Here is a 1,447-nt window from a genome sequence, read left to right as displayed (position 1 = left end):
ATGGCGCGGTTCTTGGTGCGTTCGGGGTGGCGTTGCTGGTGGTAGTCGGGGCCGGGTTCGTCGTAGACGACGTTGTCGGTGAGCATGATCCAGACCACGGTGAGCAGGGTGTGCTCGAGGGCGACGATCGCTTTGGGTTTGCCGCGAGAGCGGACCAGGCGCCGGTACTTGGCGTTGAGGAACGTGCCTTTGTGGCTGGCGATCGATAACGCTGTAGCCCCGAGAGCACCTTTGAGGTGACGGTTACCGGGGCGGGTTTTGACGTTTTTGACCCGTCCGGCGGATTGGTGCTGGCCGGGGCAGACTCCCGCCCACGAGGCCAAATGGCCTGGTGTGGGGAACTGGGCCATCTGGCCGCCGGTCTCGGCGATGATCACATCGGCGGTGGTGGTGGAGATACCCGGGATCGTGCAGATCAGGTCCCGCTTGGCCTGAAACGGCGCCATCACCTTCTCGATGCGCTCGGTCAACGCGTCGATCCGGGTGGTGTGTTCGGTGATGAAATCCAGATGCAACTCGACCAGGAACGCGTGGTGGTCGGTGAAGCGGCCCTGCAACGCCTGGGTCAACGCGGGGATTTTGCGGCGGAGTTGTTTCACCGACAACTCCGCCAACACGGCGGGATCGCGTTCACCCTTGACCAGCGCCTGCAACATGAATCGCGACGAGACCCCGTTGATATCGGAGACCACCACCGACAGTTTGATGCCGGCGTCTTCGAGGACTTTCTCCAACCGTTGGATCTCGCGGCCGCGTTCGCGGGTGATCGCGGTGCGGGTGTGGGTCAGATCGCGTAACCGTCGGATCGGTTCGGGCGGCACGAATGAGGCACGCAACAGCCCGTGGGCGGCCAGCTGCGCCAGCCACGCCGCATCCGACACATCGGTTTTGCGGCCCGGGAGGTTCTTGGCGTCGTGGGCGTTGACCAGCATCACCTCGAACGGGGCGTCTTCGAGGAGGTAGTAGAACGGTTTCCAGTAGTCGCCGGTGGCTTCCATGACCACACACGTCACTTGCTCGGCGATCAGATGGTCCCGCAGCCGCAGAATGTCGCCGCTCATCGACGACCAGGTCGTGGTGTTCTGCACGGTCTTTCGGCCCGGACTAGCCAGGCGGACACAGACTTTCACATCCTTTTTGGAGACATCCATCCCGGCGCATCGGGGATGCAGCACTTCCATCTCGGTCTCCTTTCGAGTCCTCGGAAAGTGGGCTGCGGACGGGGCGAACAAAGTGCAGGAGTCTAATCCGCGTGCTCGTAGCAACAATCCACGATTCCCGTGGCAGGCCCCGCGCCTCACACTGAGGTACTGGCTCTTCGGCACAAGGGAGGAATTCAAGGTCACCGCATCCCACCCCTCCACTATCAACCCCCCACGCGCCGGTGACCAGCACGAACTCTTCGACCCCCACGACGGCCGCCAGGCCGCAGATACTGAGGTGCGAG

At 63.1% G+C, this 1,447-nt stretch carries 1 protein-coding gene; it reads right to left on the bottom strand.

The genetic code is table 11. The features are described from left to right. The coding region (locus JW364_RS23945; protein ID WP_205334545.1) for an IS110 family transposase at positions 1-1,181 on the bottom strand (1,181 nt) is incomplete at its 3' end. Between the last annotated feature and the right edge of the window lie 266 nt (positions 1,182-1,447).

Source organism: Gordonia sp. BP-119, from assembly GCF_016924115.1.
Lineage (GTDB): Bacteria > Actinomycetota > Actinomycetes > Mycobacteriales > Mycobacteriaceae > Gordonia > Gordonia hongkongensis.
The sequence above is the reverse complement of the archived record's forward strand: the minus strand, read 5'-3'. Positions and strand labels throughout refer to the sequence as shown.